Source organism: Oerskovia jenensis (genome assembly GCF_016907235.1).
Classification (GTDB): Bacteria; Actinomycetota; Actinomycetes; order Actinomycetales; family Cellulomonadaceae; genus Oerskovia; species Oerskovia jenensis.
On sequence record NZ_JAFBBO010000001.1, the window covers coordinates 1946238 to 1972628 of the forward strand.

Below are 26391 nucleotides of genomic sequence, written 5' to 3' on the forward strand. Positions count from 1 at the left end.
TCCGTCAGATGACGCCCTGGGCGATCATCGCGTCGGCCACCTTGGTGAAGCCAGCGATGTTGGCCCCGAGGACGTAGTTGCCGGGCTCGCCGTACTCGTCGGCGGTCTCCTCGCAGCGCGTGTGGATGCCCTCCATGATGTGCGCGAGGCGCTTCTCGGTGTGCTCGAACGTCCACGCGTCGCGCGAGGCGTTCTGCTGCATCTCGAGGGCCGAGGTGGCGACGCCACCGGCGTTCGCGGCCTTGCCCGGGGCGAAGAGCACGCCCGCGTCCAGGAGCAACGACACGGCCCCGGGCGTGGTGGGCATGTTGGCGCCCTCGGCGACCGCGAGGACACCGTTCGCGACGAGCTGCTTGGCGTCCTGCTCGGTGAGCTCGTTCTGCGTGGCGCACGGCAGGGCGACGGTCGCGGGGACGTCCCAGATGCTGCCCCCCGTGACGAGGCGTGCGCCGGGGCGACGCTCGACGTAGTCGGCCACGCGTCCGCGCTCGACCTCCTTGATCTGGCGGAGCAGCTCGACGTCCACGCCGGCCTCGTCGACCACGTATCCCGACGAGTCGGAGAACGACACGACGTTCGCCCCGAGCTGCTGGGCCTTCTGGATCGCGTAGGTCGCGACGTTCCCCGAGCCGGACACGACGACGCGCTGGCCGTCGAAGCTCTGGCCCTTGGTGCGCAGCATGTGGTCGGCGAAGAAGACCGTGCCGTACCCCGTGGCCTCGGTGCGCACGAGCGACCCGCCCCAGCTGATGCCCTTGCCCGTGAGGACGCCGGACTCGTAGCGGTTGGTGATGCGCTTGTACTGGCCGAACAGGTAGCCGATCTCGCGACCACCCACGCCGATGTCGCCGGCCGGGACGTCGGTGTACTCACCGATGTGGCGGTAGAGCTCGGTCATGAACGACTGGCAGAAGCGCATGACCTCGCCGTCTGACTTGCCGCGCGGGTCGAAGTCCGACCCGCCCTTGCCGCCGCCGATGGGCATGCCGGTGAGCGAGTTCTTGAAGATCTGCTCGAACCCGAGGAACTTGACGATGCCCAGGTAGACCGACGGGTGGAAGCGCAGACCGCCCTTGTACGGGCCGAGGGCCGAGTTGAACTCGACGCGGAAGCCGCGGTTGATCTGCACGCGGTTCTTGTCGTCGACCCACGGCACGCGGAAGATGATCTGGCGCTCGGGCTCGCAGATGCGCTCGAGCACGGCGGCGTCGACGTACTGGGGGTTCTTCTGGAGCACCGGCCCGAGCGAGTCGAAGACCTCGCGAACCGCCTGGTGGAACTCGACCTCACCAGGGTTGCGGGCGAGGACCTCGTCGAAGACGGACTGCAGACGACTATCCATGGAGTGCTCCTCGGCAGGGCAGGGCTTTGAACCGCACCAGGTTACGTACTCGTAAACTCCGCCGTACTTCCGTCCCACTCTGGGAGACAGCAGGCTCACGACCTGGGACGTTGCCCGTGCCCGGGGCAACAGTCGGGCTCCCCGTCCGGGCGTCGACCACCGCACCCGCCACCGCACCGGGCCGTGCGCCGTGCCCCGAGGTCCGGGCCCCCGGAACGAAACCTCCGTCCACCCTCTGAGAATTCTCGACCTGATCGGTGCAGATTCCCCCGGCCGGGGTTATACCCCTACCCAGAGGTCACGAGCACCAGCACCAAGCCCCGGCTCGCTGGTCAGCAACCCCTTCACGACGGGGTGCTCCGGGAGATGACCTGGCCGCGCCGGCACGACGCGGCAAGCGTGCAGCACGACGACAGTGAGGAAGCGATGACCCAGCACCCTGCAGCACCCCACCCCGCCGAGCCAGGCCCCCCGCGACCGGCCGTGGTGACCCTGGTCGGCAACCCGCGGCCCGGGTCGCGGACCCTGTCGGCCGCCCGGACGGTCGCGGCCCGCGTCGCCGACCACCTGGGCCTCGCCCCGGCCGACGCGCCCGAGCCCGCCCCGACCACGATCGACCTGGCCGACCTCGCCACCGAGATCCTCGCCCCCGAGCACCCGCGGGCCGACGCCGCGCGCGAGACCGCCGCGAGCGCCGCGGTGCTGGTCGTCGCGACACCGGTCTACAAGGGCTCGTACACCGGGCTGCTCAAGGCGTTCCTCGACCTCTACGGCCCGGACGGCCTGGCCGGGGTCGTCGCCGTCCCCGTCGTGGTGTCGGGCAACCCCGCGCACGCCCTCGCGGGCGAGGTGCACCTGCGCCCGCTCCTCGTCGAGCTCGGCGCGACCGTCCCCGCACGGACGCTCACCCTCCTGGACTCCCGGCTCGACGAGGCCGACCTCACGACCGCCGTCGACGCCTGGCTCGACCACGCGGGAGGGCCCTTGCGGCGGGCGGCGAGCGACGCCGTCGGGCAGGACACGTCCACCCCCGAGCTCGCCGAGGTGACCCGATGACCGCCGACCCCACGACCCGCCCCGACGTCGCGGGCCTCGCCGGACTCGAGGCCCTGCTCCACGAGCAGGACGAGCCGCAGCTCAGCCCCGACGCCTACAAGGCGGTGTTCCGGCAGCACCCCGCGGGCGTCGCGGTGATCGCGCTCGAGCACGAGGGCCGCCCCGTGGGCTTCACGGCGACGTCGGTCATCTCGGTCTCGGCCGCGCCGCCGCTGCTCGCGTTCTCGCTCGCGTCGACGTCGTCGTCGTGGCCCGCGATCTCGGCGGCCCGCACGGTCACGGTCAACTTCCTGGCCGCCGACCAGGACGACGTGTCGGCACGCTTCGCGACGAGCGGGACCGACCGCTTCGCGGCCGGCGGCTGGTCCCCTCTCGAGTCCGGGGAGCCCGTGATCGACGGCGCGCTGTCCTGGGTGCGCGGCCGCATCATCCAGCGCACGCCCGTGGGCGACAGCTACCTGGTCTCGCTGCGCGCACTCGCGTCGGGGACCCGGGCAGGCGCGACGCCGCTCGTCTACCACGACCGGTCCTACCACCGGATCGGGGACCACTCGGCTCTCTGAGCCCCACGATCCGGGTGAGGGGCCCGACGGCGGTTCGCACCGCCGTCGGGCCCCTCACCTGTGCCCGGCGCGCGCCGGGCACGGGGGCGCCGGACTGCCGGGCTACCGGACGATGCGGTGGTCCCACCTGCGCACGAGCCGATTGCCGACCACCTGGAACACCTGGACGAGCAGGACGATCACGGCCACCGAGAACACCATGACGTCCGTCTGGAACAGGTTGTAGCCGTACCGGATCGCGAAGTCACCGACCCCGCCCCCGCCGACGATCCCCACGATCGTCGTGTACGACACGAACGCGACCAGGAGGATGATCGACGCGTTCACGAGCAGCGGGAACGACTCGCGGAGAAGGACCCGGAAGACGATCCGCAACCTGCCCGCGCCCAACGCCTCGGCCGCCTCGATCGACCCCCTGTCGGCGGCGAGGAGGCTCTGCTCGGCGAGGCGTGCGAAGTAGGGCACGGCACTGACCACGAGCGGGACCGTCGCGGCCGTCGTGCCGATCGCCGTCCCGACGATCAGGCGCGTGACCGGGACCATGAGGACCGCCAGCAGGAGGAACGGCACCGAGCGCCCGAGGTTCACGATCCCGTTGAGGACCGCGAACCACGCCCGGTGCGGGCGCAGGCCGTCCGCGCTCGTGACGCGCAGGAGCACGGCCACGGTGAGCCCGAGGACGATCCCCACGGGCCAGCAGATCGCGAGCATGTACAGCGTCTGCCCGAGGGCCACCAGGAGGTCCGGGAAGGCCGCGACGACGTTCTCCATCAGACCCTCACCCCCTCGACCGCGCGTGTCCCGTCGAGGCGGATCCTGTCGTCCACGAGGAAGCGCCCGATCCTGCTCGTCGGGAGATGGTCCTCGACGCGAGGGTCGAAGCGCTCGACGACCCGTCCCGCCTCCATGACCACGACGTCGTCGCAGATCGCCCGGACGACGTTCATCTCGTGCGTCACGAGCACGATCGTGATCCCCAGCTCGACGTTGACGCGCTGGAGGTAGGACAGGATCGTCCCCGTCGTCTCCGGGTCGACCGCGGAGGTCGGCTCGTCGCAGAGCAGGACCCGGGGCGAGTTCGCGAGAGCCCTGGCGATCCCCACGCGCTGCTTCTGACCGCCCGACAACGACGCCGGGTAGTCGCGTGCCTTGTCCTCGATGTCGAGGATCGCCAGGCACTCCTCGATCCGCCGGCGCCGAGCTCTCCGGGGGACCCCCGCGACCTCGAGGGCGAACCCCACGTTGTCGTGGACGGTCGCCTGCGCAAGGAGGTTGAAGTGCTGGAACACCATGCCGATGCTCCGCCGGAACTCCCGCAGCCCCCGCCGGTCCAGGGCCGTGATGTCGACCCCGTCGACGCTCACCGTGCCCGCGTCGGGGCGTTCCAGGAGGTTCGTCGTCCGCAGGAGGGTCGACTTCCCGGCACCGCTGAACCCGATGATGCCCTGCACGCCCCCGGTGGCGACGTCGAACGAGACGTCGTCGAGCGCGTGCACCTCGTCACCGTGCACGTGAAAGGTCTTGTCGACGTTCCGGTAGGAGATCATCGTCGCCCCCTCACGCCGTGGGCACGTGCTGCGAGACGCTGGGCAGGGTGTCGAAGTGTCCCGTGAAACGGCTCTCGTCCGACACCGGCGCGGGCAGGCCCAGCCTGTCCCTCAGCGTCCCCTCCCCGTAGGAGGACTCGGTGAGCCCGCGACGCTGGAGGATCGGGACGACCTCGTCGACGAACTGCTCGAACGAGCGAGGCAGGACCGGCGGGATGACGCTCACCCCGTCGAGGGCTCCGCGTTCGAACCAGTGCTGGATGCCGTCGGCCACGTCCTCGGGCGTCCCCACGATCGTGCGGTGGAACGAGCCCGAGTCCACCCAGGCCAGGACCTCCCGCAGGGTGTAGGTGCCGGTCGAGGTGTACTCCGCGATGCGGTAGGCGAGGGACTTGCTCTGCCCCGTGTCCCGGGCGTCGGACACGAGGTCCACGGGGAACGGTCCGTCGAGGGCGTAGCCGTCGAGAGAGCGGTCGATCACCGTGGACACCCGTTCGAGCAACCTGTCGGTGCCGTGCAGGTCGAGCAGCTCGTGCTGCAGCTCCTGGGCCTCACGGACGGACCGCCCGATGAACGGGATGAGGCCGGGAGCGACGACCACCGCACCGGGACGCCGTCCGTACGCGGCCGCTCGCGACCGGACGTCGGTACGGAACCTCACGGCCTCGTCGAGGTCGTTCTGCTGGACGTAGACGAGGTCCGCGTACCGGGCCGCGAGGTCGCGCCCGGACTCCGAGCTCCCCGCCTGCGCGAGCAGCGGCACGGCCTGCGGGCTTCGCGGGACGTTGAGCGGGCCGCGCACCGAGAAGTACGTCCCCTGGTGGTTGACGGCCCGGATCCCGTCGGTGTCGACCAGCCGGTCGGCCGCGCGGTCCGCCACCACGGCGTCGGCCCGCCACGCGTTCCACAGGTCGATGGTCACGTCGAGGTACTCGGCCGCCCGCCGGTAGCGCTCGTCGTGCTCGGGGAGCACGTCGAGACCGTAGTTGGGTGCGGCGAGGTCCGTCGAGGACGTCACCACGTTCCAGCCCGCCCGGCCACCGCTGACGTGATCGAGCGACGCGAACTGACGCGCGGTGTTGAACGGGACGTTGAACGTGGTGCTGTGGGTCCCGATCAGCCCGATGTGCGTGGTCCGCGCCGCCACCGCACCGAGGATCGTGACCGGGTCGAGCGGCCACTGCAGCGCGTCCTCGGGGTTGGCCGACGCCGCGAGGGTGTCGGTGAGGAACAGGCTGTCGAAGACGCCACGTTCGGCCGTGCGCGCCAGGTCGGCGTAGTAGTCGAGCGTCGGGACCCGTTCGATCTCGCTGGACCGGTGCCGCCAGCCCGCACCGTGCGATCCCTGCACGCGCAGGACGAAGTTGAGGACGAGCCTGGGGCGCCGGCTCCCCGCGGTGGCCATCAGCCGGCCTGCTTCCACGTCGCGATGTCCTCGGTGGGGTCGTACTCCCACGGGTAGAAGCCGATGCCCCCGTTGAACTCCAGGTCCGCCTGCCTGTACTCCTCGGAGTGGTACGCCTCCTCGAGGTCCTTCGTCGTCTGGGAGTCGAGCAGCTCGGACCGGGTCGCCGCGATGATCGTGTACGGCCGGGACGTGGCGATGTCGTCGAGCGCGAGCGCGTCCTCGCCCGGCGTGAAGCCGTTGTTCTTCGCGCCGCTGCTGTACAGGAAGCCGATGTCCAGGTCGGCGAGCGTCTTGGCGATGAGGGTGGCGTCCAGCTCCCGGAAGTCGAGGTTCTTCGGGTTGGACGAGATGTCCTTGACCGAGGTGTAGACGGACGAGACCGTCGGTCCGAGCTCGATGACTCCTGCCTCGGCCAGGATGGTGAGCGCCCGCCCCACGTTGGACGGCTCGTTCGGGATGCCGACGACGGCTCCGTCCGGCAGGGCCGCCAAGGAGTCGACCTTCGTGGAGTAGAACCCGGCCGGAGCGAGCGCCGTGTAGAAGGCGGGCACGATGTCCGCACCCGTCTTCTCGGTCTGCGACAGGAGGTAGACCGTGTGCGTACCCACGTGGTAGTCCGCCTCGCCGTTGGCCACGGCACCGGCGGCCGCCTGGAAGTCGGTGATGCTCGAGGCGTCGACCGTGTAGCCCTTGGCCTCGAGCTTGTCCGTGATGACCGGGATCGCGAAGTCGGCGTTGGTGGCGAAGAGGATCTTGACGTTCTTGTCGTCGTCCGGGTCCGCGGCGGACGAGTGTGTGGCGCACGCCGCGAGGGCGAGGGCCGCGGTGACGGCGAGCGCTGCGGTCGTCAGCCGGGGCGGGCGACGATCGGTGGTGCCGGGCATGGGTGTCTCCTGGAGGCAGTGGTCCCGCGAAGAGGGGACTCGGTGCTTGCGGCCGTCGGACGACGGCCGCCAGGTCTTGCTCGGGAGCACCCCACCACGACGCGAGGGTTGCTGATCCACCTGCCGAGCCAGACGGTGGATCTCGTGACCGCGCCCGAACGTAGGCATCTGCACCAAAAGGGTCAAGAACGAGTGGTGCCCGTATCGACAGGTGAGACCCGTCGAGCGACGGTGCGGCGCGCGCTACCAGGTCCAGCCGCGGGAGCTGAGCTCGAGCTCCTCGCGCAGCCGTTCGTCCTCGTCGCTGCGCAGGCCCGCGGCGAGCGGGTCCGTGTCGACCTCGAGACCGCTGAGCCGGCACGCCTCCCGCAGCAGCGCGTCGTACGCGCCCTGCGCGGCGAGGTAGTGGTGTGCGCGGGCGTACACGCCCGGGTCGGCCTCGACCGCCCGCAGCTCGTCGGCGAGCCTCCCGAGACGGATCTGGACCGCGAGCGCGACGAGGGGATCCGGTGCCCGACGGCGCCGCTCACGCAGCGTGGTCCGGTGCGGTCCGAGGGGTGGGAGGGCATCGGCGGGAGGCCGGTCGAGGCGCACCGTGAACCAGGCGAGAGCGGCGACCACGGCCGCGCCCACCGCACCGGAGATCACGAGGAGCCACATCGTCGGAGCCTTCTTCCGTGTCCGTGCGCGCCGCGCACGCACTCGCAGGACACGTCCAGCCTAGGACCTGCGGGAGCGCTCCGCCAGGGTGCCGGCGCTGCCTGACCGGCACCCTGGCCGGGCGCCCTACCGCGCCGTGAAGCCCTTGGCGCGCCGCACGTCGGCGGGCCCCCAGAGGTCGGTCTTGACCTCGGCCCGGACCAGCGGCACGACCTCCTCCGCGAACCGCCTCAGCACGTCGTCCTGCCGGGCCGGCTCCAGGAGGTGGTTGATCGAGACCGACTGGAGGTCGTGCCCGTAGCTCTGGTGGTAGTCGAGGATCTTCTCGGCGACGCGCTCGGGCGAACCCACGAGGGCCGGGCCGCGCTCGACGGCCTCCTCGATGGTCCGGAAGCTCGTGACCTTGCCGACCGCCGCGGGGTCGTACTTCCGCAGGTCCGCGCGCGCGACCGCTCCCTCGTAGATGGGGCGGAACTCCTCGATCGCCTGCTCGGTCGTGTCGGCGAGGAAGAGGCCCCCGGACCCCGAGCCGACGAACCCGTACGCCGGGTCGTGCCCGGCTGCCGCGTACCGGTCGCGGTAGTGGTCGATCAGCACCTGGTAGTTCTCCCGGGGCTGGAGCGCGTTGGCGCTCACGATCGGGTCACCCCACCGCGCTGCGAGCTCGACCGAGAACGTCGACGTCGCCGAGCCGTGCCAGATCCGGAACGCACCGTCGTACGGGCGCGGCAGGGTCGTGGCACCCTGCAGGTCCGGGCGGTGACGGCCCTCCCAGTCGACCTCCTCGCCGCTCAGGAGCAGCCGGAGGAGCTCGTAGTTCTCCTCGAGGTACTCGTACTGCTTGGCGAGGTCGAGCCCGAGCAGCGGGTACTGCAGCGCCTCGTTGCCCTTGCCGATCACCATCTCGAACCGGCCGCGGCTGAGCTGGTCGATCGTCGCGTAGTCCTCGGCGACGCGGATCGGGTCGAGCAGGGACAGCACGGTCACGCCCGTGCTCAGCAGGATGCGTGACGTCCGCGCGGCGATCGCCCCGAGGATCACGGTGGGAGACGACGACAGCACGTCGCCCGCGTGCCGCTCGCCGACCGCGAACGCGTCGAGGCCGAGCTCCTCGGCGAGCACCGCGGTCTCGACGACGCGCTCGAGCCGGTCGGCCGCGGGGACGGCCCGGCCCGTGACGGGGTGGGGAGGGTTGAAGACGATGTCGAGGACCTGGAAACGCACGGTGGCTCCTAAGGGGGTGGGGGTCGTGCCGAGGTAGAGGGCTCTGGTCGAGGTAGAGGGCTCCAGACCTCTACCTCGACCAGAGCCCTCTATCTCGCGGAGGGAGTGGGGATGGGGTTCAGGCCGCCTGGGTCTGCGCGGCCTCGGCGTCGCGCTTGGCGACCTCCTCGCGCACGATCGGGATGACGTAGCGGCCGAAGTCGGTCGCGTCGTCGAGCAGGTCGTAGCCGCGCGCCGAGATGATGCGGACGCCGAGGTCGTAGTAGGCGAGCAGCGCCTGCGCGACGGTCTCGGGCGTCCCCACGAGGGCGTTCGAGTTGCCCGCTCCCCCGGTGGCCTTGGCCGTCGCGGTCCACAGGGCCGTGTCGAACCGGTCGCCCTGCGCGGCGATCTCCAGGAGGCGCTGCGAGCCCGCGTTCTCGGGCTTGTCGATCGGGTGACGACGGCTCAGCACCCCGCCGCCCGCCGCCTTGCGGGCCTCGATCCGCTCCAGGATGCCGTGCGCCTTCTCCCAGGCCAGCTCCTCGGTGGCCCCGATGATCGGCCGGAACGCGGCGTGGATGCGCGGCGGCGTGGAACGGCCGGCGGCAGCCGCCTCGGCGTGCACCCGCTGGATCTGCTCGGCCGTGCGGTCGAGCGGCTCGCCCCACACCGCGTAGATGTCGGCCTCGGCCGCACCGACCGTGAACGCCGCGTCCGAGGAACCACCGAACGAGATGGTCGGCGTGCGTCCCTCGAACGGCTTGGCGTCCAGCACGAAGTCGTCGAGGTCGTAGAACGTCCCGTGGTGGTCGAACGGCTCGGCGCTCGACCAGGCCTTCTTGACGATCTGGATGTACTCCTGGGTACGGGCGTAGCGCTCGTCCTTGGTGAGCGTGTCGCCCTCGCGCCCCTGCTCGTGGTCGTTGCCGCCCGTGATGAAGTGGACGGACAGGCGCCCCTCGGAGAGCTGGTCGAGCGTCGCGAACGACTTGGCCGCGAACGTCGGGTAGGAGACGTTGGGCCGGTGCGCGAGCAGCAGCTCGACCGAGTCGAGGCGGGCTGCGGTCCAGGCCGCGAGCGCCGACGGCTCGGGCCCGCTCGACCCGTAGGCGAACAGGACGCGGGTCCAGCCGTTGTCCTCGTGGGCGCGCACGATGCGCTCGAGGTACTGCTTGTCGAACGGTGCGGTCGTACGGTCGGTGGTCTCGGAGGCGTCGCTCGTGGTCGCGATGCCGAGGAACTCGACGGGCATGGTGTTCTCCGGGGGTGAGGGGTGGGTTCGGGTCAGGTGGGGTCGGACGGGGAGTGCTGCCGTCCCGGCGAGGGCGGCGCCGGGGCGAGCTCCAGTCCGTACGCGTGCAGACGGCCGCCGCCCTCGCCCTCGATCACACGGGTCTCGCGCTCGGGCAGGCGCCGGAACCCGAGGGCCGCGTAGAGGCGGTGCGCGCGGACCATCTGCGGCCCGGAGTTCATGACGACCCGCTGCGCCCCCTGCGCGCGGGCCACGTCGAGGACGTGCAGCGTGAGCGTCGTCCCGATCCCCCGGCCGCGGGCGGCGGGCGCGACGCCGAGCAGCCGGAAGTCGAGCTCCCCGTCGAGGGCCAGGGGCGAGATGTGCCGGCCGGGCAGGGGTGTCGCGACGGTGCCGAGCAGCGCACCCGTCTCGTCGACGGCGACCCACACGTCGTGCTCGGCCGCGCGGCTCGCGACGTCGCGCAGCACGGCGCGGTACGACTCCGAGATCGAGTACTCGTGCCCGTACGCCGCGTCGAGCAGGTCGGCGACGGCCTCGTGCTCGGCGGGGGTCACGAGCCGCACGGTCACCCCGGCACCCTCCCGGGGTGACCCCGCTCCCCGGTGGGTCCGCTCGCCCGGGTGAGCGGCGTCGTCGGGCGTGCTGTCCGCGTGCGGCCGTGCCGTGGTGGGCGCGCTCATGCGCGCTGCCGGACGGGCTCGTGCGGGCCCGACGGCGTCGCTCCCGTCCCCGGGGAGGCCGGGAGCCCGGCGTCGCGCCAGGCGGGGAAGCCGCCCTCGACGTGCGTGACGTTCGTGTAGCCGCGTGCCGCGAGGGCCTCGGCGACCGGGCCCGAGCCGCGCTCGGAGCCGCAGACCACGACGACCGGGGTGTCGAGCGACACCGCGGGGGCCGACGCGGAGCCGAAGATCGCGTCGAGGTCGTCGCGGTCCGTGATCGTGGCGCCCGGGATGGTGCCCGCCGCAGCGCGCCCCCCGTCGCTGCGGACGTCGATCAGGAAGGCGCCGTCGGCGACGCGGGCCCCCGCGTCGGTGGCCGGGGCGAGGAGGGGCTGGTGCTGGGTCATGTCGTCTCCTGGGTGTGATGGGTGGCGGGTGCCGAGGTAGAGGGCTGGCGTCGAGGTAGAGGGCTGGAGCCCTCTACCTCGACGGGATCCCTCTACCTCGCGAGGGCTGGTTCGCGGGCGGCCGCGACGGCAGGTTCGACCGCAGCCGCCCGCAGACCCCAGTGCTGGGCCAGCAGCTCGAACGAGCGGGCCCGGTCGGCGGGGTCGTGGGCGGCGGTCGTGACGACGATCTCGTCGGCCCCGGTCACGCGGGCCAGGGTCTCGAGGCGCTCGACGACGGTCTCGGGCGACCCGACGAACCGCGTGTCGACCCGGTCCTGGACGGCGGCCCGGTCGGCGTCGGTCAGGTCCTCCCACGCGGGCGACGTGCCGGGCGCCGGGTAGGCGATCGCACCGCCGGCGCCGCGACGGATCGACAGGACCCAGGCCGTGAAGGGCTCGCCGATCCGGCGGGCCTCGGCGTCGCTGTCCGCGACCAGGACGTCGGCCGAGACCACGACGTACGGGTGGTCGAGCACCCCCGGCCGGAACGCCGCCCGGTACGCCGCGATCGTGTCGAGGGTCGCGGACGGGCCCACGTGGTAGTTCGCGGCGAGCGGCAGCCCGAGCTCGCCCGCGACACGTGCGCTGATCCCACCGCTCGACGCGAGGACGAACAGGTCGAACGCCGCGCCCTCGACGGGCGGGCTCGTCCACGCGGTGCCCGCGCCGTCGGTGAACGTCCCGGCGCGCAGCCCCAGGACCAGCTCGAGCTCGGCGCGGAACTCCCCCGGGGTCCGGCTCGCGCCCACGACCTCCTTCTGCGCGAGCAGCCGCTCACGCAGCGCGGAGTCGGAGAAGTCGACGCCAGGTGCCGCGGGGACCAGGAGCCCGTCGACCACGCGCGGCCCGGCCGGCCGGGCGGGGGCGGGCGGTACCTGCGCTGCGGGCGGCGCCTCTCCCGTGCCCGACGGCGGGGCCTCGCCGCCCGCGCTCTGCGCACCCCTGGCGGGCGGCGGCGTGAACGCCCGGCCCAGTCCCAGGTCCACCCGGCCCGGGTGCAGGGCCGCGACGGTCCCGAACTGCTCGGCCGCGATCAACGGGCTCGTGGTGCTCAGCAGCACGGCCCCCGATCCCACCCGGATGCGCGGCGTGCGCTCCGCGACGAGGGCCGCGAGGACTGCGGGGGACGCCGACGCGACGCCCGGGGACAGGTGGTGCTCGGCGAACCAGATGCGGCGGTAGCCGAGCGCGTCCGCGCGGATCGCGGTGTCGAGCGTGTCGCGCAGGGCCTGGGCGCCTGTCGCCCCCTCGCTCACGACCGCGAGGTCGAGGATCGACAGCGGGACCCGGGGCTGGTGGGTGGCCGGGAGGTCGGAGGTGGTCATCGAAAGGTCCTCTGTGAGTCGGTGGGGCGCTGGGTGCGGAGTAGTTGTCGTCGATCGCCCGATCTGACGACATCTGCTCCGCACTCAGCAGGAGGTGGGTCAGCGGGACGGCAGGCCGCGCGCCGCGAGCGCCGAGTGCAGGTGCGCGTGGCCGCGCTGGGGGCCGGGGATCGCGAGCCGGTCGACCACGCGGCGCCGCCAGCTCTCCGTCAGCCCCTCGTCGCGGTAGAACGGCGCGATGACGTCCTCGTAGGCGTCGACGTGCTCGGCCTGGGCGTCGAGGTCGTACGTCTCGTGGTGCAGCACCGCGGCCTGCGGCAGCCGCGGCTTGACCCGCTCGCCTCCCGCCGGGTCCGGGTGCCCGACGACGAGCCCCACCACCGCGACGGTGCCCGCGGGCAGGCCGAGCTCGTCGGCGACCTGCTCGGGGTGGTGACGCAGCGCGCCGATGTACACGGTCCCGAGCCCCAGCGACTCCGCGGCGACGACCGCGTTCTGCGCCGCGAGGGCCGCGTCGACGAACGCCACGACCGTCGAGTCCAGGTAGTCGGTCCCCTCGAGGGAGGTGCCGTGCGCCTCGCCGATCGCGCGCGCACGCGCCAGGTCCGCGAGCCACACGAGCAGGAGCGGCGCCTGCCGGATGTGCTCCTGACCGCCCGCGAGCGCCGCGAGCCGGTCCTTGCGCTCCGGGTCGGTCACCGCGACGACGCTCCAGAACTGCATGTTGGACGACGTCGGGGCCGACTGCGCGGCTGCGACGAGCGTCGGCAGGACCGACTCGTCGAGCGGGTCGGGGAGGTAGGCGCGCACCGTACGGTGCCGCAGGATCCCGTCGATCGTCTCGGTGGGCGGAGCGAGGAGGACGGCCTGGTCGGCGCCGTAGCGCTCGGCCAGGGGCGAGCCCGTCGCGGGGGCCGCCTCGGAGGGAGCGGGGTCGGCGGGCGCGGTCTCGGCGAGGGCGTCGAGGTCGGTCGTGGTCGACATGGTGGCCTTTCGGTGGGTCGGAGCGGATCGAGGTGGTCGGTGTCGCAGGAGGGTCGGCCGGTCAGCCCGCCCGGCCGGGGACCTGCGCCACGGGACCGCGTGCGAAGCGGGCCAGGGAGAACAGGCGGTCCGCGGCCTCGGGCGACGTGTCCGGGTCCTCGCGGGCCAGCCCTGCCAGGACGCGCCCGATCGACGGCGCGAACTTGAAGCCGTGCCCCGAGAACCCCGCGGCGATCACGACGCGGCCCACGCGGTCGAGCACGAAGTCGTGGTCCGGGGTCGTGGTGTACGTGCACGAGACGGGCACGAGCCGGTCCGCGTCGGCGCCCGGCACCCACGTCCGGACGTAGTCCTGGAGCTGGGCGAGCTGCCCGGGCTCGGGCCGGAAGGTCCGCCGGTCGGGGTCGGTGCGCGGCCCGACGCCGTGGAAGCCGACCTTGATCCCCTCGCCCGGGGTCGCGAGCCCGTAGACGCCGCTGGGCCACGCGTGCGGCTCGGCGGGGGCGTGCGTGAACGCCGGCCAGGTGCCCTCCGCCGGTGCACCCGGGGCGAGCGCGAAGTGCGCGGGCTGCTCCTGGGTGACGACGAGGGACGGGAGGGGCGCGGCGCCGTCGGGCTCGGGGAACGCCTCCCCCAGCAGGCCCGCGCTCCACGCACCCACGGCCACCACGACCGTGCCCGCGACCAGGTCGCCCCGGTCCGTGACGACGCGCACCGAGCCCGGTCCCGGGTGCACGTGGCGGACGTGGACGCCGTGGCGGACGTCGGCACCGTGCGCGCGGGCCGCGGACTGGAAGGCCCCGACCGCACGGTCGGCGTGGACGCGGCCGGCCGTCGCGGTCTCGTGCAGCACGTCGCCCTCGAACCGCAGGCCCGGCCAACGCTCGGCGGCCTCCTCGGGCCGCAGCCACTCGTGCGGGATGCCGCGCTCGACGAACGCGTCCCCGATCTCGGTGCGCCGTGGGAACCCGTGGCTCACGCCACCCGTCAGCGTGAGGACCGCGTCCGCGCGCAGGCCGGCGTCGCGCTCGAGCTCGCGCCACAGGCCGAACGCCTCCTGCGCGAGGTCGAGGTACGCAGGCTGGGAGTACGTCGTGCGGTAGATGCGCGACGCGCCGTGCGAGGCGCCGTTCGCGTGGCCGGGCTCGAAGCGTTCGAGCAGGACGACGTCGTGCCCCGCGCGCGCGAGCTGCCACGCCGCGGCGGACCCCATGACGCCACCGCCGACGACGACGTGCGACACGTGCTCGGTCATCTGGCTGGCTCTCTTTCGCGGAGGAGTGGATCGGTGCCGCCGGCCCGCGGGTCCCAGGAGGAGCCCCGCGGGCCGGACGGTCGTCCGGGGTCAGGGCTTGGGCAGCCCGGGCGGGTTGGTCTCCGAGGTAGGGATCGCCTCGTCCTCCAGGCCCCAGTGCTCGAGGAGCTCCGCGTAGCTGCCGTCCTCGATCGCGTGGTTGATCGCCGCGGTCACGGCCGGGGCCAGCTCGCTGCCCTTGAGGGTCGCGACGGCGATCTGCGCGGTCGCGGGCCAGCCGCCGTTGAGCGTGCCGACGACCTTGTACTGGTCGGGCGCGGTCGCGGCGCTGTACGCGAGGCTCGCGTTGGGCCCGACGTACACGTCGAGGCGACCCGACGCGACCGCGAGCAGCGCGTCCTTGTAGTCCTCGTAGTACTCGGGCTCCCCGCCCTTGACGGGGTCGAGGCCCGCGGCCACGTTCTCCTCGTTCCAGGCGAGCAGGATCTTCTCCTGGTTGGTGCCCGACCCGACGCCCACCGTGAGGCCCGCGATGTCCTTGGCCTCCTTGATCGCGGGCACCTTGTCGTTCGACGCACCCGAGAGCCAGCCGAGCTGGTCGTTGCGGTAGGACGAGAAGTCGTACAGCTCCTTGCGCTCCTCGGTCACGGTCACGTTCGAGATCACGGCGTCGACGTCCCCGGACTGCAGCGCGAGCGGCCAGTCGGCCCACGCCTTGACCTCGAGCTCGAGCTCGAGCCCCAGGGCGTCGGCCACGAGGACCGCGATGTTGGGCTCGTTGCCGATGGGCGTCTTGTCGTCGTCCGCGAGGAAGCCGAGCGGAGGCAGCCCGCCCGCGGTCGTGGAGACCTTGAGCACGCCCGCGGCCTTGACGTCCGCGGGCAGGAGCGCGATCGCCTCGGGCGAGGCGGTCGTGTGGATGAACTCCTGGTCGGGCGAGGTGTCGATCACGAGCCCGGCCGCCTCGGCGGCCTTCTCGTTGTCGGCCGTGCCCGGCTCGGCGTCGGCGCTCGTCGCGCACGCCGCGAGCAGCGCGAGGAGCGGCAGGGTCGCGACCGCGGCGACCGCGCGGTGGGAGAGGCGGGAGGGGCGGCGACCGGTGCGGGACGCCGCGGAGGAGCGGACGGTCGCGCCGGAGGTGTGCAGGGACATCGTGTTCTCTTTCGTGGTGGGTGGGAGTGCGGTGGGGTGGGTGGCACGCACCGGGCAGCGGACGTGCCGAGACGTCACAGGACCTTGTCGAGGAACGCCCTGGTCCGGTCGTGGCGCGGGGCGTCGAGGACCTGGCCGGGCGGGCCCTGCTCGACGATGCGGCCCGCGTCCATGAACACGACCGTGTCGGCGACCTCGCGGGCGAAGCCGATCTCGTGCGTGACGACGACCATGGTCGTGCCGCCGTGCGCGAGGTCCTTGATGACGTCGAGCACCTCGCCGACGAGCTCCGGGTCGAGTGCCGACGTCGGTTCGTCGAACAGCAGCACGCGCGGGCGGGTGGCCAGCGCACGGGCGATCGCCACGCGCTGCTGCTGCCCGCCCGAGAGCTGGCGCGGGCGGGCGTCGACCTTGTCGGCGAGGCCGACCCGGGCCAGGAGCTCGCGCGCCTCGGCCTCGACCTCGGCGCGCGGCCGCCCCTGGGCCGAGACGGGCGCCTCGACGACGTTCTCGAGGGCCGTGAGGTGCGGGAAGAGGTTGAAGCTCTGGAACACGAACCCGATCCGGGTGCGCTGGACGAGGATGTCCTTCTCCTTGAGCTCGCGCAGGGTGTCCCCCTTGCGGGAGTACCCGATGAGGTCGCCGTCGACCGCGACGAACCCGCGGTCGACCTTCTCCAGGTGGTTGATGACGCGCAGCAGCGTCGACTTCCCCGAACCGGACGGGCCGAGGATCACGGTCACCTCACCCGGGCGGACCACGAGGTCGATGCCCGCGAGCACCTCGAGGGTGCCGTAGGACTTGTGCACGCCGCGGACCTCGACGAGGCCCAGGGGCGTCGCGGCCGGGCTGGCCGGTTCGGCCGCGGGACGCGTGGTCGTGGCGGTCATGCGGCACCTCCGGTGTGGTGGTCGGTCGCGCCGGTCCGTGTCAGGTGGCCGCGGCCGACGGCGGCGCGCGCCGCGTAGGCGGGCGGCAGGTGGGCGGGCGCGGGGCGTCCGGTGACCCGGGACCACGCGACCTGGAGCGTCCACCGGACGCGCTGGACCGGGGTCGGGGGCAGCGTGCGGACGGCGCCCTTGGCGTAGTGCCGCTCGACGTAGTACTGCGCGATCGTCAGGACCGTCGTGATGATGAGGTACCAGATGGCCGCGACCATGAGCAGCGGGACGACGCGCTGGTTGCGGCCGTAGATCACGCCGATCGTGTAGAACAGCTCGCCGTACGCGAGGACGTACACGACCGAGGTGCCCTTGACGAGGCCGATGATCTCGTTGACCGACGTCGGCACGATGGTCCGCATGGCCTGCGGCAGCACGATGCGCAGCGTCTGGCGCGAGCGCGGGATGCCCAGCGAGGCCGCGGCCTCGTGCTGGCCCTGGTCGACCGAGAGGATCCCGGCGCGCACGATCTCCGAGGAGTACGCGGCCTGCGACAGACCCAGGCCCAGGATCGCGGCACCGAACTTGTCGATCACGTCGAGGGTCCCGAACTCGAGGAAGCCCGGCCCGAACGGGATGCCGAGCGAGAGCGTCGGGTAGAGGTAGGCCAGGTTGTACCAGAGCAGGAGCTGCAGGATCAGCGGCACCGAGCGGAACACCCACGTGTAGGCCGACGACACGGCCTGGAGCAGCGGCGACCGGGACAGGCGCATGAGCGCGAGGACGGTCCCGAGCCCGAACCCGATGACCGCGGCGACCGCGGTGAGCCGGATGGTCCCCCACAGTCCGTTCAGCACCGAGGGCCACGTCAGGTACTGCGCGACGATCGTCCACTCCCACCTGGGGTTGGTCACGAGCGAGCTGATGACCATCGCGAGCAGGACGGCGACGCCGGCGGTCGCGACCCAGCGGCCCGGGTGGCGGGCCGGGACGACCTTGAGGTCCTCCCAGCGCGTCGTCGCGTCCGCTCCGCCCGCGGCGGTGGTCGCCGACGCGAGCGTCGCGGTGCCGGGTGGGTCGGGCAGCGATCCGGGGGGTGGGACGAGCTGGCGGGACTCGTCCTGCGGCAGGGACAGGGTGCTCATGGCAGACCTCGGGCGGGTGAGAAGGGAGGGGCGGACGGGGCGGCGTGCCGTGTCAGAGCGAGCGTGACCTCGGGGTCACGCTGGTTCTGACACGTCCGGACAGAGCCACTTCTCGAACGCCAGGGGCCCGATCTCCTCGGGGTCGCGCGTCACGTCGAACAGCGGGGTGTACCCCGCGCCGAGATACAGACCCGCGGCCTCGGGCTGGCGGGGGCCGGTCGTCAGGTAGATCCGCGTGTAGCCGCGCGCGGCCGCACGCTGCTCGAGCTCGACGAGGACCTGGCGGGCGAGCCCGCGCCGCCGGTGGGCCGAGTGGGTCCAGATGCGCTTGAGCTCGGCGGTCCGCACGACGGGGGTGCCGTCGGCGTCGTGGGTCCCGCCCTGGGCGTACGGCCCGGCGCCGGGCAGGGTCCGGCGCGCAGGGTCGCCGACCTCCGGTTCTGCCCGACGGCGGAACGCCCCACCGGCGACCGGCTCGCCGTCCGCGAGGAGCAGCACGAGCTCGCCGTCGGGGGCCGCGAAGTCGGCGGCCGGGTAGTGCTCCATCTCGGCGCGGAGCTCTTCCTCGTCGAGCAGGCTGCGGTAGCGCGACGCGTACTCGTGGGCGAGCTCGTCGAGGAGGGGCCGCACGAGCGGGTCGTGCAGGTGCACGGAGCGGGTCGTGACCGCCGTGGTGAGCGCGCTCATCGGGGGGCCTTCTCCCCCGCCTCGACCGAGAACGGCAGGACGTTGCCGTCGACCGGGCGCGGGCACGTGCCGAAGTCGGTGAAGGCGTAGGGCAGGTTGAGCGTCCGGTTCAGGTCGAGGCGCAGCGTGCGGGCGGCGTCCGGGCCGGCCGTGGTCTCGTCGTCCGACGTCTCGGCCACATCGGTCCCGGACCCACCGGCCGTCGCACGGTCGACGAACAGCACCCGCCAGTCCGCGATACCGGGGGCCGGGTCGGTGAACAGCAGGCTCGTGCTGCCGCCGGGCGTGCCCGTGAGCCGCAGCGTCGTGGTCAGGCCGTCGCGCGCGACGTCGACCTCGCCCACGACCTGGACGTGGTGCTCGAGGCCGGGCTGCGCCCCGCCCACGACCTCGGCGACCGGGGCGTCGTACCAGCGCACCGGTGCGTCGAGGACCCATGACGGGTCGTAGTCGAAGGTCGGGACCCCCTCGAACGCGACCCGGGTGCGAGCCCGGGGGTCACGCACGCGCAGCCCGTACCTTCCGGTGCGCCGCACGAGCTCGACCGCGACGGGCGAGGCCGGGTCGACGCCGTCGGGCACGAAGGTCGCGACGAACGTCGAGGCGCCCTCCGCGACGTCCTGCACGTGCGTGCCGCGCAGCACGTCCTGGCCGCCGGCCGGGACGATCGCGTCGGCCGCCGCTGCCCGCAGGTGCACGCCGTCCGTGTCCGACCACCACTGGCCGGGCAGGCCCGGGAAGGCCGTCGGGGACTCCGGGACCCAGTGCAGCGTGGTGAGCGTGAGCCAGCCGTGCTGCTCGCGCAGGGTGCGCTCACGCTCGGCGTGCCACGCCGACCACGCGGCGACGGCGGCGCTCGTCGCCGAGCCGTCGGACGGCTCGGCGGGCGTGCCCGTCGGTGCGGACGCCGTGTGGCGGCCGCGCGTGGTGACGCCTGTCGGGGACGTGGTGCTCGTCGTCATGATGCTCCTTCGGGCTGGTGTCGGACGGTGTCGGGACGGGTCAGGCGGAGTGCGCCGCGGCGCCGGAGGGGGCACGGGCGGGGATGCCCGTGCCCGCCTCGGGGCGCGCCAGCCCCAGGTGGTCCCGGAGCGTCGTGCCCGTGTACTCGGTGCGGAACGAGCCACGCTCCTGGAGCAGCGGCACGACCTGGTCGAACACGTCGTCGAGGCCGGCCGGGGTCAGGTGCGGCACGAGGATGAAGCCGTCCGACGCGTCCTCCTGCACGTGGCGGTCGATGTCGTCGGCGACCTGCTGGGCCGTGCCGACGAACCCGCCGCGGCCCGACACCTCGATCACGAGGTCCCGGATGGACCAGCCGTTGGCCGCGGCCTTCTCGCGCCACGCCGCGACGACGGGCGCGGGGTCCTTGATGTGCCGGACGCGGCCGCGCGTGATGTTCAGGTGGTCGAGGTCGGGCTCGACGTCGGGCAGCGGCCCCTCGGGGTCGTACGCCGTGAGGTCCCGACCCCAGACCTGCTCGAGGAACGCGATGGCGGTCCGGCCGGGGACCTGCTGGAGCCGGATCTCCCGCGCCCGCTCGGCGGCCTCCTCGGCCGTGTCCCCCAGGACGACGACCGTCGCGGGGAGGATCTTGAGCGAGTCGCGGTCGCGACCGTGGGCCGCGAGGCGGGACTTCACGTCGGCGTAGAACGCCTGGCCGTCCTCGAACGCCGAGTGCGCGGAGAAGATCACGTCGGCCGTCGCGGCGGCGAAGTCGCGACCGTCGGCCGAATCGCCCGCCTGGAACAGGACGGGGTGCCCCTGGGGCCCGCGGGGGGTCTCGAAGCGTCCCGCCACGTCGAAGTGCCTGCCCTGGTGCGCGAACGGTCGGACGGCCCCCGCCCGCTCGACCTCGTCGTCGTCCACGGCCTCGTCGGCCCACGAGTCCCAGAGCCGGCGGGCCAGGGCGACGAGCTCGCCCGCGCGCTCGTACCGCTCCTCGTAGGGCAGGAACCCGCCGCGACGGAAGTTGGCACCCGTGAAGGCGTCGGGGCTCGTGACCAGGTTCCAGGCCGCGCGGCCACCCGACAGGAGGTCGAGCGTCGCGAACTGGCGGGCCAGCTCGTAGGGCTCGTTGAACGTCGTGTTGACCGTACCCGCGAGGCCCAGGCGGTCGGTGACCGCGGCGAGCGCGGCCAGGACCGGGAGCGTGTCGGGGCGGCCGACCACGTCGAGGTCGTGGATCTGCCCCTTGTGCTCACGCAGGCGCAGGCCCTCGGCGAGGAAGAAGAAGTCGAGCTTCGCGACCTCGGCCCGGCGCGCGAGGTACTCGAACGACGCGAAGTCGATCTGGCTGCCGGAGGCCGGGTCGCTCCATACGGTCGTGTTGTTGACTCCCGGGAAGTGCGCGCCCAGGTGGATCTGCTTGCGGGGACGGCCGTCGCGCGAACGGGTCGAGTCGGGGGTGGGGTGCGTCATGGTGGGGGTTCCTCAGGCGATCGCAGCGGCGTAGCGGTTGGCGGGGCGTGCGAGCCCCAGGGTGTCCCGCAAGGTCGTGCCGGGGTAGGCCGACCGGAAGACACGGGCCTCCTGGAGCAAGGGCACGACGCCGTCGACGAGGGCGTCGAGGTCGGTGCGCAGCGAGGACGGACGGATCGTGAACCCGTCGGCCGCGCCGGCGTCGAACCACTCCTCGACCAGTTCGGCGAGGTCGCGGGCCGTGCCGACGTGCGTGAGCGAGTCGGTGTCCCACGTGATGCCCTCGAGCCCCTCGAGCAGGTCGAGCCGCGCCTGCGCGCTGGCCCGGTCCTGCCCGATCACGGCGTACAGGTCGACCAGGACGCGCAGGTCGTCGGGGTCCCGGCCCGCGTCCGCGGCGGCGGCACGCACCTGGTCGCGCAGCGCCTTCGCACCGTCGAGCGTCGTGGCCCGTACGCGCACGACGTCGGCGCGACGGCCTGCGAGGGCCAGTGCCTCGGCGGAGTCCGCGCGCACGACGACCGGGGGCTGCGCCTGGGGTGAGCGGGGCGTGATGGAGGGCCCCTTCACGGCGAAGCGGACGCCGTCGTAGTCGACGTAGTGCACCTTGTCGCGGTCGATGAACCGGCCCGAGGGGACGTCGCGGATCTCGGCGTCGTCCTCCCAGCTGTCCCAGAGGCGGCTCACGACCTCGATGGCCTCCTCGGCCTCGGCGATCGCGTCCGCGGGGCTCTGCGCGTCCTTGCGGCCGAAGAGCGCCGCGGCGGCCTCGCTCGTCGACCAGCCCACCTGCCAGGCCGCCCGGCCGGTGCTCACGTGGTCGATCGTCGCGATCGCCTTGGAGACGTGGAAGGGCTCGGTGTGCGTGGTGTCGACGGTCGCGACGAGGCCGATGCCCGTCGAGCGGGGGGCCAGCCGCGAGGCCACGAGCGCGGCGTCGAGCCGGCCGCGGAGCGTCGTGTTGCGCGTGGGCTGGAGCGAGAACGTGTCGTCGAACAGCGCGAAGTCGAGCACGCCGCGCTGGGCGGTCGCGACGAGCTCCTGCAGCCGGTGCGCGTCGAAGAGCTGCGGTGACTGCGATCCCACGGCTCGCCACGCCCCCGCTCGCGCGCCGGCGTCGGACAGGTCGATGCCGAGGTGCACCGAGCGGCGCGGGCGCTCGTCGAGCAGGTCGTCGATGCTGGCGAGCGTGTCGAGGTCGTCCTCGACGGGCCGGCTCGCGGCCTGCTCGTCGGACTGGGCAGCGGGCTGCGAGGTGGGGGCGAACAGTGGCGTCAGGTTCGAGTCAGGCATGGGTCGTTCCACTCCGGGAGGTCGGGTGCGGGGTCGCGAGGAGGGGCTGTCGCAGGGGTCGACGGACAGCCGCGACGGGTCGCGCGAACAGGGTGCAGCGGGTGGACCGCCCGGCGCGGTGGTCGGTGGCACCGTGGCCGGCCGTCGATCGGCATGCCGCGGCGACCCGGTCACGGGCGGGGCGGTTCAGGGACGAGCCGGCTCGGCTCGGGAGGCGTCAGGCGGAGCGCAGGCTCAACAACAGACGCGGCCCGGGACGACGGGGCGCCCGGGGGAACAACACATTCGACGTGCGGGGGCCGACGTGGCCGTCACGAGGACGAGCGCGGTGCTGGTGTCCACGGGTCCTCCTCGGGTCGTCGTGCTGCGGTGCGGCGGACGGGGCGTCTGCCGATGGCCCGGAATGTATGCCCGGGCCCTGGGTGTGTCAACGACTTGGGCCAACCGTCCGCATTCTGGACCGAATCAGTAGAGATTGAGACGGGAACCCGTCCGAAACGGACACCACCTTCCGCTGAGTGCGGAGTATTTGTCGTCATCACCGGCGATCCACAGCAACTACTCCGCACTCAGCGGACGAGGATCAGCGCGGCGCCATCCGGATCGCGCCGTCGAGGCGGATCACCTCGCCGTTGAGCATGGGGTTCTCGACGATCGCCCGCACCAGGCGCGCGAACTCCTCGGGGCGGCCGAGCCGGCGCGGGTGCGGCACCTGGCCCGCGAGCGAGTCCTGAGCCTCGGGGGGCAGGGACGCCATCATGGGCGTGCTGAAGATGCCGGGCGCGACGGTCATGACCCGGATGCGCTTGTCGGCGAGGTCACGCGCGAGCGGCAGGGTCATCGCGGCGACGGCCCCCTTCGACGCCGCGTAGGCGGTCTGGCCCACCTGGCCGTCGAACGCCGCGACCGACGCGGTGTTCACGATCACGCCCCGTTCCTCGGGCTCGTCGCGCGCCTCCCCGCCCCCGTCACCACCGGCACCCCCCAGCGCGACCATGCGCTCGGCCGCGAGCCGCGCGACGTTGAACGTCCCGACCAGGTTCACGGTCACGACCTTCTGGAACGCGGCGAGGTCATGCACACCGCCCTTGCCGAGCACGCGCCGCGCGAGCACGATCCCCGCGCAGCTCACCGCGACGTGCAGCCCCCCCAGCTCGGTGGCCGCGTCGAGGGCGCGGGACACGTCGTCCTCGCTCGTCACGTCGGTCGGCACGAACCGGACCGCGTCGCCCAGGGCGTCCGCGAGCGCCTGTCCGGGCGAGCCCGGCAGGTCCGCGACCACGACGCGCGCCCCCGCGCCGACCAGCTCCTCGACGGTCGCCCGCCCCAGGCCCGAGGCCCCACCGGTCACCAGCGCGACCTTGCCCGCGATCTCCACGTCCCACTCCTTCGTCGACGGTCGTGGGCAGCGTAGCCCGGGGACGAGGAGGTCCGCAGGGCCGGGTACCGCCGTCGGGCTGGCCGAGCGGGTCGGGCGGGGTGGCGCGAGGATGAGACATGCTGCTCGCCGAGGTCGCCGCCACGTCCGACGCCGTCGCCGCCACCCGTTCGCGCCTCGCCAAGCGTGCGGCGCTGGCCGACCTGCTGCGCCGGGCCGCGTCGCACGGAGAGGCAGGCGTGCCCGGTGACGACGTCGAGATCGTCGTGTCCTACCTCGCGGGCGAGCTGCGGCAGCGCCGCACGGGACTCGGCTGGGCATCGCTGCGCTCCCTGCCGCCGCCCGCCGCGTCCCCGACGCTCTCGGTCGCGGCGGTCGACGCGACGTTCGAGGAGATGGCGGCGCTCGCGGGTCCGGGCTCGGACACCGCTCGGTCCGCGGCGGCGACTGCGCTGTTCGCGGCGGCGACCGAGCGCGAGCAGTCGTTCCTGCGCGGCCTGGTCGCGGGAGACCTGCGGCAGGGCGCGCTCGACGCGCTGGTCGTGGACGCGGTCGCCGAGGCCGCGGGCGTCCCGGTCGACGCGGTGCGGCGAGCGGTCATGCTGCGCGGGGCCACGGGCCCGGTCGCCCGCGCGGCCCTCGAGGCGTCAGGCCCGACGGCGGCGCTCACCGCCCTGGCCGGCTTCGGCCTCGAGGTCGGTCGCCCCGTGCGGCCCATGCTCGCGCAGTCGGCCCCCGACGTGGCGGCGGCGTTCGACAAGCTCGGCGCCTCCCCTACCGCGGACGACCCGGGACACCGGGTGTCGGTCGACGTGAAGCTCGACGGCATCCGCATCCAGGTGCACCGCGACGGCACCGAGGTGCGGGTGTTCACGCGCTCGCTCGACGACATCACCTCGCGCGTCCCGGAGATCGTCGCGGCCGCACGTTCCCTGGCCTCGGAGCGGTTCGTGCTCGACGGCGAGGCCCTCGTCGTCGGGCCGGACGGGGTGGCCCGGCCGTTCCAGGAGACGGCCGCACGCTCGGCCACGCGCGAGGCTCCCGGAGCGGACGGCGGGAGCGACGCCCCCGGCCCGGGCGGCGAGGCGAGCGAGACCGCGCTCGCAGGGGCGCTCGCGCTCCGCCCGTACTTCTTCGACGTGCTGCACGCCGACGGCGACGACCTGATCGACGCCCCGCTGCACGAACGGCTCGACGTGCTCGACCGGGTCGCGGAGTCGTTCACGGTCCGTCGCCTGCGGACCTCCTCCCCCGGTGCGGCCGAGGAGTTCTTCGCCGAGGCCGTGCGCGAGGGGCAGGAGGGCGTGGTCGTGAAGTTGCTCGACGCGCCGTACGCGGCCGGGCGCCGCGGCGCAGGGTGGGTCAAGGTCAAGCCGCGACACACGCTCGACCTCGTGGTGCTCGCGGTCGAGTGGGGGTCGGGGCGCCGGACGGGTCTGCTGTCCAACATCCACCTGGGCGCGCGGGACCCCCAGGGCGGGTTCGTGATGCTCGGCAAGACGTTCAAGGGCATGACCGACGAGATGCTGCGCTGGCAGACCGAGCGGTTCCTCGCGCTCGAGACCTCGCGCAGCGACCACGTGGTGCACGTGCGGCCCGAGCAGGTCGTCGAGATCGCGTTCGACGGGCTCCAGCGGTCCACGCGCTACCCGGGCGGGCTCGCGCTGCGGTTCGCGCGCGTGCTGCGCTACCGCGACGACAAGACCGCCGACGAGGCGGACACCCTCGAGACGGTCAGGGCGCTGGCGTGACCTCCTCCGTCGCGGCCCGCGACGGAGCGGCTCACGTCAGACGCCGCTCGTCGCGACCCGCTGGAGGATCGCGATCTCGGCCGGTGGGAATCCCAGGGCCGCGTGTGCGAGGGCTCCTGCCGTGTGTCGGGTGAGCAGCTCGACCCGAGCGTCGAACTCCTCGATCCTCGCGTCCTCGGGGTGCACGAAGCTCGTCAGGTAGACGCCCTCGTCGTTGATGCACGACGTCTCGTCCTGCGGGTCGGCGTCGTCACTCCCTTCCTCGTCGCGGATCAGGTCGATCTCGATCTCGACGTCCCGCAGGTGCCGTGGCCGCTGGTCGCCGAACCCGTCGCCCGCGACGCCGTGGAGCGCGCGGAAGAGGCGGCCCGCAGCGACGGATCCGGCGGCGTACCAGCTCCTCTCCCCGTCCTCGCCCTCGGGACCGTCGTCCGCGCACAGCGTGCTCGCGTCGACGTGGAGCCATCCGATCTCGGGGTCGCGCCAGGCCGTGCTCGCGGGTCTGCTCGGCCACTGCTTGCTGCGCCTGCGGTCCAGCATCCCGACCGCCTCGTTGTTCCACGTACGACGGATGCCCTTCCGCGCCGCCGCGGCGGCGATCCGGGTCCCGAGCGTCTCGACGGGCACCACGGGCTCGGAGTAGGGCTCGCGCACCGGGACGGTGTCGTAGGACCGCAGCGCCGAGGGGTCCGCGGCCACACGAGCGACGGCCTCGGGGCCGGCGACGATCACGGCGTCCAGGGTGCGCACGAAGCGACGCCGAGCGAACACGGCGTCCCGAGCGACGTAGCCCACGACGCGGGCGTGCGCCTCGGTGTCGAGCAGCACGTACGCCTCGGTGAGCTGCTTGTCGGCCCTGCGCAGCGACTCGGCGTCCATGCGGCCGGCGGCCCGCTGCCAGGACTCGATGCCCGACGGCGTCACCCGCCCCCCGTACGGGGCGAGCACCTCCCACAGGGTCGTCCAGCGCGACGGGTCGGCAGAGGCCCTGCCGAGCAGAGGGGCGAGCAAGGACATGAGAGCTCCGTCGTTCGTCGGGCAGGTCCGGTGAGCCTAGCGGTCCGCGACGCACGGAGCTCCGGGCGAGGTC

At 73.3% G+C, this 26391-nt stretch carries 25 protein-coding genes and 2 riboswitches; of the genes, 3 read left to right on the forward strand and 22 right to left on the reverse strand.

The genetic code is table 11. The features are described 5' to 3' along the window. Nucleotides 1-4: 4 nt before the first annotated feature. Nucleotides 5-1342: an NADP-specific glutamate dehydrogenase gene (gene gdhA / locus JOD49_RS08740; protein ID WP_205306828.1), complete on the reverse strand. Its 1338-nt coding sequence runs from the start codon at nucleotides 1340-1342 to the stop codon at nucleotides 5-7. A 296-nt stretch (nucleotides 1343-1638) separates the two neighbouring features. Continuing rightward, nucleotides 1639-1748, forward strand: a riboswitch (SAM riboswitch). Nucleotides 1749-1768: 20 nt separating this feature from the next. Between gdhA and JOD49_RS08745 the strand changes: the two genes are divergently transcribed. Together JOD49_RS08745 and JOD49_RS08750 are read left to right on the forward strand one after the other, a co-directional pair. Beyond that, nucleotides 1769-2398 (forward strand): NAD(P)H-dependent oxidoreductase, encoded by a 630-nt coding sequence (locus tag JOD49_RS08745; RefSeq protein ID WP_205306830.1) that lies wholly within the window; start codon nucleotides 1769-1771, stop codon nucleotides 2396-2398. Then, nucleotides 2395-2961, forward strand: a complete 567-nt coding sequence (locus JOD49_RS08750; RefSeq protein ID WP_205306832.1) for a flavin reductase family protein — start codon at nucleotides 2395-2397, stop codon at nucleotides 2959-2961. The genes JOD49_RS08745 and JOD49_RS08750 overlap by 4 nt, the downstream gene beginning before the upstream one ends. Before the next feature lie 102 nt (nucleotides 2962-3063). Here the strand turns inward: JOD49_RS08750 and JOD49_RS08755 are convergent, their stop codons facing one another. The 20 genes from JOD49_RS08755 to JOD49_RS08850 all read right to left on the reverse strand — a co-directional run bounded on the left by JOD49_RS08755 (nucleotide 3064) and on the right by JOD49_RS08850 (nucleotide 23550). After that, nucleotides 3064-3732, reverse strand: coding sequence for a methionine ABC transporter permease (locus tag JOD49_RS08755; protein ID WP_205306833.1), 669 nt, complete (start codon nucleotides 3730-3732; stop codon nucleotides 3064-3066). Beyond that, nucleotides 3732-4508, reverse strand: coding sequence for a methionine ABC transporter ATP-binding protein (locus JOD49_RS08760; RefSeq protein WP_205306834.1), 777 nt, complete (start codon nucleotides 4506-4508; stop codon nucleotides 3732-3734). The genes JOD49_RS08755 and JOD49_RS08760 overlap by 1 nt, the downstream gene beginning before the upstream one ends. Before the next feature lie 10 nt (nucleotides 4509-4518). Continuing rightward, a complete protein-coding gene (locus JOD49_RS08765) occupies nucleotides 4519-5913 on the reverse strand; it encodes an NtaA/DmoA family FMN-dependent monooxygenase (RefSeq protein WP_205306835.1) in 1395 nt (464 codons plus the stop codon). Then, the gene (locus JOD49_RS08770) at nucleotides 5913-6800 is read right to left on the reverse strand and encodes a MetQ/NlpA family ABC transporter substrate-binding protein (protein WP_205306836.1); all 888 of its coding nucleotides are present in this window, start codon (nucleotides 6798-6800) and stop codon (nucleotides 5913-5915) included. The genes JOD49_RS08765 and JOD49_RS08770 overlap by 1 nt, the downstream gene beginning before the upstream one ends. A gap of 37 nt (nucleotides 6801-6837) precedes the next feature. Continuing rightward, nucleotides 6838-6950: riboswitch (SAM riboswitch) on the reverse strand. Nucleotides 6951-7043: 93 nt separating this feature from the next. Then, entirely contained in the window at nucleotides 7044-7460 is a 417-nt protein-coding gene (locus JOD49_RS08775) for a hypothetical protein (protein ID WP_239525177.1), read from the reverse strand. A 126-nt stretch (nucleotides 7461-7586) separates the two neighbouring features. Continuing rightward, nucleotides 7587-8684: an LLM class flavin-dependent oxidoreductase gene (locus JOD49_RS08780; protein WP_205306837.1), complete on the reverse strand. Its 1098-nt coding sequence runs from the start codon at nucleotides 8682-8684 to the stop codon at nucleotides 7587-7589. 118 nt (nucleotides 8685-8802) lie between these two features. Continuing rightward, nucleotides 8803-9918: an LLM class flavin-dependent oxidoreductase gene (locus tag JOD49_RS08785; protein ID WP_205306838.1), complete on the reverse strand. Its 1116-nt coding sequence runs from the start codon at nucleotides 9916-9918 to the stop codon at nucleotides 8803-8805. Between the two features lie 32 nt (nucleotides 9919-9950). After that, nucleotides 9951-10601: a GNAT family N-acetyltransferase gene (locus JOD49_RS08790; protein WP_205306840.1), complete on the reverse strand. Its 651-nt coding sequence runs from the start codon at nucleotides 10599-10601 to the stop codon at nucleotides 9951-9953. Next, nucleotides 10598-10987 (reverse strand): rhodanese-like domain-containing protein, encoded by a 390-nt coding sequence (locus tag JOD49_RS08795; RefSeq protein WP_205306842.1) that lies wholly within the window; start codon nucleotides 10985-10987, stop codon nucleotides 10598-10600. Before JOD49_RS08795 ends, JOD49_RS08790 begins: the two co-directional genes overlap by 4 nt. A gap of 92 nt (nucleotides 10988-11079) precedes the next feature. Continuing rightward, nucleotides 11080-12354 (reverse strand): LLM class flavin-dependent oxidoreductase, encoded by a 1275-nt coding sequence (locus JOD49_RS08800; RefSeq protein ID WP_205306843.1) that lies wholly within the window; start codon nucleotides 12352-12354, stop codon nucleotides 11080-11082. Between the two features lie 99 nt (nucleotides 12355-12453). Next, nucleotides 12454-13338 (reverse strand): NADPH-dependent oxidoreductase, encoded by an 885-nt coding sequence (locus tag JOD49_RS08805; RefSeq protein ID WP_205306845.1) that lies wholly within the window; start codon nucleotides 13336-13338, stop codon nucleotides 12454-12456. A gap of 61 nt (nucleotides 13339-13399) precedes the next feature. Then, nucleotides 13400-14593 (reverse strand): FAD-dependent oxidoreductase, encoded by a 1194-nt coding sequence (locus tag JOD49_RS08810; protein ID WP_205306847.1) that lies wholly within the window; start codon nucleotides 14591-14593, stop codon nucleotides 13400-13402. A 90-nt stretch (nucleotides 14594-14683) separates the two neighbouring features. Further along, nucleotides 14684-15745 carry an ABC transporter substrate-binding protein gene (locus JOD49_RS08815; protein ID WP_205306849.1) on the reverse strand — a complete coding sequence of 354 codons (1062 nt, stop codon included), beginning with the start codon at nucleotides 15743-15745 and terminating at the stop codon, nucleotides 14684-14686. A gap of 74 nt (nucleotides 15746-15819) precedes the next feature. Next, nucleotides 15820-16635: an amino acid ABC transporter ATP-binding protein gene (locus tag JOD49_RS08820; RefSeq protein WP_205306851.1), complete on the reverse strand. Its 816-nt coding sequence runs from the start codon at nucleotides 16633-16635 to the stop codon at nucleotides 15820-15822. After that, nucleotides 16632-17771: an amino acid ABC transporter permease gene (locus JOD49_RS08825; RefSeq protein ID WP_205306852.1), complete on the reverse strand. Its 1140-nt coding sequence runs from the start codon at nucleotides 17769-17771 to the stop codon at nucleotides 16632-16634. Before JOD49_RS08825 ends, JOD49_RS08820 begins: the two co-directional genes overlap by 4 nt. A gap of 75 nt (nucleotides 17772-17846) precedes the next feature. Continuing rightward, nucleotides 17847-18458, reverse strand: a complete 612-nt coding sequence (locus JOD49_RS08830) for a GNAT family N-acetyltransferase (protein ID WP_205306853.1) — start codon at nucleotides 18456-18458, stop codon at nucleotides 17847-17849. Continuing rightward, nucleotides 18455-19420, reverse strand: a complete 966-nt coding sequence (locus JOD49_RS08835; protein ID WP_205306854.1) for a DUF1684 domain-containing protein — start codon at nucleotides 19418-19420, stop codon at nucleotides 18455-18457. The genes JOD49_RS08830 and JOD49_RS08835 overlap by 4 nt, the downstream gene beginning before the upstream one ends. A 40-nt stretch (nucleotides 19421-19460) precedes the next feature. Beyond that, a complete protein-coding gene (locus tag JOD49_RS08840) occupies nucleotides 19461-20879 on the reverse strand; it encodes an NtaA/DmoA family FMN-dependent monooxygenase (protein ID WP_205306855.1) in 1419 nt (472 codons plus the stop codon). Between the two features lie 12 nt (nucleotides 20880-20891). After that, a complete protein-coding gene (locus tag JOD49_RS08845) occupies nucleotides 20892-22172 on the reverse strand; it encodes an LLM class flavin-dependent oxidoreductase (protein WP_205306856.1) in 1281 nt (426 codons plus the stop codon). Nucleotides 22173-22755: 583 nt separating this feature from the next. Beyond that, complete coding sequence (locus JOD49_RS08850) at nucleotides 22756-23550, reverse strand: 3-hydroxyacyl-CoA dehydrogenase (RefSeq protein WP_205306857.1); 795 nt, start codon at nucleotides 23548-23550, stop codon at nucleotides 22756-22758. A 119-nt stretch (nucleotides 23551-23669) separates the two neighbouring features. Here JOD49_RS08850 and JOD49_RS08855 point away from each other — a divergent pair, with 119 nt between their 5' ends. Then, complete coding sequence (locus tag JOD49_RS08855; protein ID WP_205306859.1) at nucleotides 23670-25301, forward strand: ATP-dependent DNA ligase; 1632 nt, start codon at nucleotides 23670-23672, stop codon at nucleotides 25299-25301. Nucleotides 25302-25337: 36 nt separating this feature from the next. On the opposite strand, the gene JOD49_RS08860 is transcribed toward JOD49_RS08855, so the two are convergent. Continuing rightward, nucleotides 25338-26318 (reverse strand): hypothetical protein, encoded by a 981-nt coding sequence (locus tag JOD49_RS08860; protein ID WP_205306861.1) that lies wholly within the window; start codon nucleotides 26316-26318, stop codon nucleotides 25338-25340. Nucleotides 26319-26391 lie beyond the last annotated feature (73 nt).

What these genes read in the sequence shown, in the direction of transcription:
- gdhA (WP_205306828.1), bottom strand. Translation starts at nt 1,342, where the DNA reads ATGGATAGTCGTCTGCAGTCCGTCTTCGACGAGGTCCTCGCCCGCAAC.
- JOD49_RS08745 (WP_205306830.1), top strand. Translation starts at nt 1,769, where the DNA reads ATGACCCAGCACCCTGCAGCACCCCACCCCGCCGAGCCAGGCCCCCCG.
- JOD49_RS08750 (WP_205306832.1), top strand. Translation starts at nt 2,395, where the DNA reads ATGACCGCCGACCCCACGACCCGCCCCGACGTCGCGGGCCTCGCCGGA.
- JOD49_RS08755 (WP_205306833.1), bottom strand. Translation starts at nt 3,732, where the DNA reads ATGGAGAACGTCGTCGCGGCCTTCCCGGACCTCCTGGTGGCCCTCGGG.
- JOD49_RS08760 (WP_205306834.1), bottom strand. Translation starts at nt 4,508, where the DNA reads ATGATCTCCTACCGGAACGTCGACAAGACCTTTCACGTGCACGGTGAC.
- JOD49_RS08765 (WP_205306835.1), bottom strand. Translation starts at nt 5,913, where the DNA reads ATGGCCACCGCGGGGAGCCGGCGCCCCAGGCTCGTCCTCAACTTCGTC.
- JOD49_RS08770 (WP_205306836.1), bottom strand. Translation starts at nt 6,800, where the DNA reads ATGCCCGGCACCACCGATCGTCGCCCGCCCCGGCTGACGACCGCAGCG.
- JOD49_RS08775 (WP_239525177.1), bottom strand. Translation starts at nt 7,460, where the DNA reads ATGTGGCTCCTCGTGATCTCCGGTGCGGTGGGCGCGGCCGTGGTCGCC.
- JOD49_RS08785 (WP_205306838.1), bottom strand. Translation starts at nt 9,918, where the DNA reads ATGCCCGTCGAGTTCCTCGGCATCGCGACCACGAGCGACGCCTCCGAG.
- JOD49_RS08790 (WP_205306840.1), bottom strand. Translation starts at nt 10,601, where the DNA reads ATGAGCGCGCCCACCACGGCACGGCCGCACGCGGACAGCACGCCCGAC.
- JOD49_RS08795 (WP_205306842.1), bottom strand. Translation starts at nt 10,987, where the DNA reads ATGACCCAGCACCAGCCCCTCCTCGCCCCGGCCACCGACGCGGGGGCC.
- JOD49_RS08800 (WP_205306843.1), bottom strand. Translation starts at nt 12,354, where the DNA reads ATGACCACCTCCGACCTCCCGGCCACCCACCAGCCCCGGGTCCCGCTG.
- JOD49_RS08805 (WP_205306845.1), bottom strand. Translation starts at nt 13,338, where the DNA reads ATGTCGACCACGACCGACCTCGACGCCCTCGCCGAGACCGCGCCCGCC.
- JOD49_RS08810 (WP_205306847.1), bottom strand. Translation starts at nt 14,593, where the DNA reads ATGACCGAGCACGTGTCGCACGTCGTCGTCGGCGGTGGCGTCATGGGG.
- JOD49_RS08815 (WP_205306849.1), bottom strand. Translation starts at nt 15,745, where the DNA reads ATGTCCCTGCACACCTCCGGCGCGACCGTCCGCTCCTCCGCGGCGTCC.
- JOD49_RS08820 (WP_205306851.1), bottom strand. Translation starts at nt 16,635, where the DNA reads ATGACCGCCACGACCACGCGTCCCGCGGCCGAACCGGCCAGCCCGGCC.
- JOD49_RS08825 (WP_205306852.1), bottom strand. Translation starts at nt 17,771, where the DNA reads ATGAGCACCCTGTCCCTGCCGCAGGACGAGTCCCGCCAGCTCGTCCCA.
- JOD49_RS08830 (WP_205306853.1), bottom strand. Translation starts at nt 18,458, where the DNA reads ATGAGCGCGCTCACCACGGCGGTCACGACCCGCTCCGTGCACCTGCAC.
- JOD49_RS08835 (WP_205306854.1), bottom strand. Translation starts at nt 19,420, where the DNA reads ATGACGACGAGCACCACGTCCCCGACAGGCGTCACCACGCGCGGCCGC.
- JOD49_RS08840 (WP_205306855.1), bottom strand. Translation starts at nt 20,879, where the DNA reads ATGACGCACCCCACCCCCGACTCGACCCGTTCGCGCGACGGCCGTCCC.
- JOD49_RS08845 (WP_205306856.1), bottom strand. Translation starts at nt 22,172, where the DNA reads ATGCCTGACTCGAACCTGACGCCACTGTTCGCCCCCACCTCGCAGCCC.
- JOD49_RS08855 (WP_205306859.1), top strand. Translation starts at nt 23,670, where the DNA reads ATGCTGCTCGCCGAGGTCGCCGCCACGTCCGACGCCGTCGCCGCCACC.
- JOD49_RS08860 (WP_205306861.1), bottom strand. Translation starts at nt 26,318, where the DNA reads ATGTCCTTGCTCGCCCCTCTGCTCGGCAGGGCCTCTGCCGACCCGTCG.